2 protein-coding genes and 2 pseudogenes are annotated in these 3,276 nt (G+C 66.8%); 1 reads left to right on the top strand and 3 read right to left on the bottom strand.

All coding sequences use genetic code 11. The features are described from left to right. Positions 1 to 356 precede the first annotated feature (356 nt). From ACIRD7_RS43250 to ACIRD7_RS43240, 3 genes and pseudogenes are all read right to left on the bottom strand, one after another. A pseudogene (locus ACIRD7_RS43250) lies at positions 357 to 1,354 on the bottom strand (IS481 family transposase). Further along, positions 1,351 to 1,860, bottom strand: a complete 510-nt coding sequence (locus tag ACIRD7_RS43245) for a hypothetical protein (RefSeq protein WP_403461570.1) — start codon at positions 1,858 to 1,860, stop codon at positions 1,351 to 1,353. The pseudogene ACIRD7_RS43250 and the gene ACIRD7_RS43245 overlap by 4 nt, the downstream one beginning before the upstream one ends. A 20-nt stretch (positions 1,861 to 1,880) precedes the next feature. Beyond that, complete coding sequence (locus ACIRD7_RS43240) at positions 1,881 to 2,954, bottom strand: MerR family transcriptional regulator (RefSeq protein WP_403461568.1); 1,074 nt, start codon at positions 2,952 to 2,954, stop codon at positions 1,881 to 1,883. A gap of 164 nt (positions 2,955 to 3,118) precedes the next feature. Between ACIRD7_RS43240 and ACIRD7_RS43235 the strand changes: the two are divergent. Then, positions 3,119 to 3,276 (top strand): annotated as a pseudogene (locus ACIRD7_RS43235) (IS630 family transposase); the annotation flags it as partial.

Genomic DNA, 3,276 nt, shown 5'->3' with positions numbered 1-3,276 from the left:
CCGAAGATCAATTACCGCCTTGTGAACTCTTCCTCATCAACATCATCAATGGCACAACACTGCCCGTTCGTCAGCATGTTGAGTGGCTATCTACACTCAGTAGGGTGTCCCGGCTGAGGGGCGCCCCGAACGCCTCTGTCATCCGGGCGCTGGCCCGGCCAGCGAGCGCGAGACCGACCGAGAGCAGAGTCGATCACAGCCGCTCGGTACGCCGGCAGAACCGGCGGGGTGCACCCGGGCGCCTGCTCGGCGAAGGTCTCTCGTGGTCAGGACCCCTCCACGCGGGCGAAACGAGGCAGCCGTAATGGCACCACGACGAACTTGCCGACCGCTGGCGCGTCACGAGGAAACCACAGCTAGTTGTAGGAGGTCATGACGTTGGTGACGCCGTCCGGTAGTCGTGCTGCGGGTGGCTGGTTCCCGAGCGCGGTGTGCGGTCGGTGGTAGTTGTAGTGGATGATCCAGGGGCCCAGAAGGTAGGCGCGTTGGGCTTCTGACGTCCACGTCCGGGCGTAGAGGAACTCTTCCGCCAGGATGTGGTTGTATCGCTCGACTTTGCCGTTGTGGCGTGGGGTGTAGGGCGCGATGCACTGGTGCCTGGCGCCGAGGAGGGGCCGGGTGAAGCTCTCGGCGCGGTAGCAGGCACCGTTGTCTGTCACGATCCGTTCGATGCGTGCGATTCCGTGGGCGGCCAGCCAGGCGCGTGCGGTGGAGAAAGGCGATCGCGGTGGTGGCCTTCTCGTCAGGCAGTGCTTCGGTGTAGGCGAGTCGGCTGTACCCGTCTATGACCGAGTGCAGGGAAACGTAGCCGCCGCGGCCGGTCTTCCTTCTCCGGTTGACGGCTTTGGCCTGGTCGCTGCCGCGTCCGTGTGCGCGCCAGCCGCCACCGTCGGGGATACGGCCTACCTTCTTCACATCCACGTGGATCATGTGGCCTGGCCGTCGAGCTTGGATCTTCCGCGGTTGTCGGTTGACCTCACCGTTCGAGTCGATGAATCGGCGTCGGTTGATGCCGAGCTCAGCAAGGTGTCTGCTGACGGTCCGTCGGCTGATTGACGTACCGGCCAGAGCCAGCTCGAAAGCGATCCGGGACGCGGACCACTTGTGGGTCCGGCGCAGCTGTTCGATGAGGACGAGGGCCTCGGACGGCGTCGCGGTCGGCTGGTGGTGCGGCGTAGAAGAGCGGTCCTCCAGCCCGAGTTCGCCGTGGCTGCGATATCGATTGACCCACTTTGATGCACACGTCCGGGAGATCCCCCTCTCGGCCGCGACATGCGCGATCGGCCTCGTCCGGCAACGCTCGACCAGCCGACGGTCGCCCCTCGACGGTGAGGGGCGCGTTCCGATGCGTCACGCAGTGGGACCAGGTGCGGAGGGCCGCTTGGTGATGTTCCGCTGGGAGATGGCCTCTGCCACCTCGTCGAGGGCGGTGCGCAGGGAGGCACCGTATGCATCCTGGGGGAGGTGGTGGGCGTGCTCCTGGGCTGCGTTGATGTGCTCGGTGGCCGCGTTGAAGGATCCGAGGCGGCGGTAGTTGTCGGCCAGGTTGAGGTGAAGGGATGGGTAGAACCCGGCGATGTGGAGACTGGCGTGGTGCTCCTGGGCACGCCGTTCGGTCACGGCGTCGGCAGCGTCCAGGGCCCGGACGTCCCAGGCGAGGGCCTGGGCGGGATCTTCGTAGAGGTCCGCCAGGTAGTGGGCGAGTGAGCAACGGTGCAGCGGGTCCCCGGTGACGCCGATCTCCGACCACAGGTTCAGGAGTTTGTGGCGGGCGGAAAGGATGTCGCCCGTTCGACCTTCGACGACGGCTTGGCCGATGGCTTCCATGGTCGGATCGTGGCTGGCAGGTGTGGTGGTCATGAGGTTCCTCGTCGTCGTTCTCAGGCTGAGTGGTCGAGCTTGATGGGCATGGCCAGGGTGGTGAGGTCGCCGCGGTCGGCGGAGCGGATCGTGACGGGCTGGTTGTGTCCCCTCAGGTCGAGCATCACGTCGGGGCCAATCGCCGTGCTCACGGCGGGATAGAGCGTGGTCATCTCGAACCGGATCTGGAGGTCCTCACCCGTCACCGTGGCGGAGAGCGGGATTCCGGGGTATTCGTCGTTCGGGGACCGGACGTTCACGCTGTGATCGGTGATGTGCAGTACGACGTGTTCGTCGGGGTGCTCTTCCAGAACCCGCAGCAGCAGGTCCTTCGAGATCGTCACGCGGGTGGTGACATCGTCCAGGGACTCGAGCATCAGCCGGTGGTCGAGGAACTCCTCAGGCAGTGTCCGGCAGTGCCGGTCCTCCCGCTCGGGCATGCGCAGCCAGATCCCGTGCGGCACCGCTTCGATGCGGATCAACGCACTGCGCCGGACGTCGGCGACCGCAGCCCGGAGGTCGTCGCCGTCGACCGTGCCGGCCCAGGTCTGCTCCGCCGGCCGAGCTGGCACCAGGGTCCGAGTGGAGAGCCGGTACCGGTCGGTCGCCGTCAGGGCGATTGCCTCGTCACTCGCCTCGATGTGCAGGCCGGCGAGCACCGCCATCCCCAACTCGTACGCGGTCGCAGTCAGAACCTGCTCGACCGCATCCGCCAGCACGGGACCCTTCAGCGTGGCAATCAGCAGACCAGGCATGTTGCCGCCGAGCGCGGACTTGATGACCGCCGCCTTCTGCCGTGCCGCCGCCGCATCCCCTTCGATCTTGGCGACATGCTCGTCGAGCAGCCGTGCCGCCTCGTCGGCCCCGGCGGCAAGGACCGCCTCGACCGCAGCAAGGGGCATGGCGATCTCGCGGAGCTGGCGCAGTGTGGTCGCCCGCTCCAGCTGGGCGGCGGCGTAGTAGCGGTAGCCCGTGACCGGGTCTACGTCGGCAGGGGGCAGCAGCCCGGAGTCGGCGTAGAACCGCAACGCGCTGGAGGTCAGGCCACTGCGCTGCGCGAAGACCCCGATAGGCATTAGCTCGGAACTTGGCACCCCGCCATCATTGAGCTTCAACCAACTTGAAGGTCAACATCGACGTGGTGCGTCACCAACGTCACGGCCAGCAACAGCTAGTGCTCTGACCGCGTCGGTTCGCCGGGTTGGTGGCCGTGGCGGTTGGATGTGCGGGGACCTCCGATCCGACCGCTGGAGGCGCGGTGGCCGAGCCTGTCCGGGTGCGCAGACTGACCGACCAGGAGGGGAAGAAGTTGCAGCAGATCGTGCGCCGTGGCAGCACCAACTCGGTGCGCTACCGGCGTGCGATGATGCTGCTGGCCTCGGCCGGCGGGAACCGGGTGCCGGTGATCGCCCAGCT

The organism is Streptomyces sp. NPDC093568 (assembly GCF_044764945.1).
GTDB lineage: Bacteria > Actinomycetota > Actinomycetes > Streptomycetales > Streptomycetaceae > Streptomyces.
Note: the sequence above shows the minus strand (reverse complement) of the source record. Positions and strands in the feature narration are given on the sequence as shown.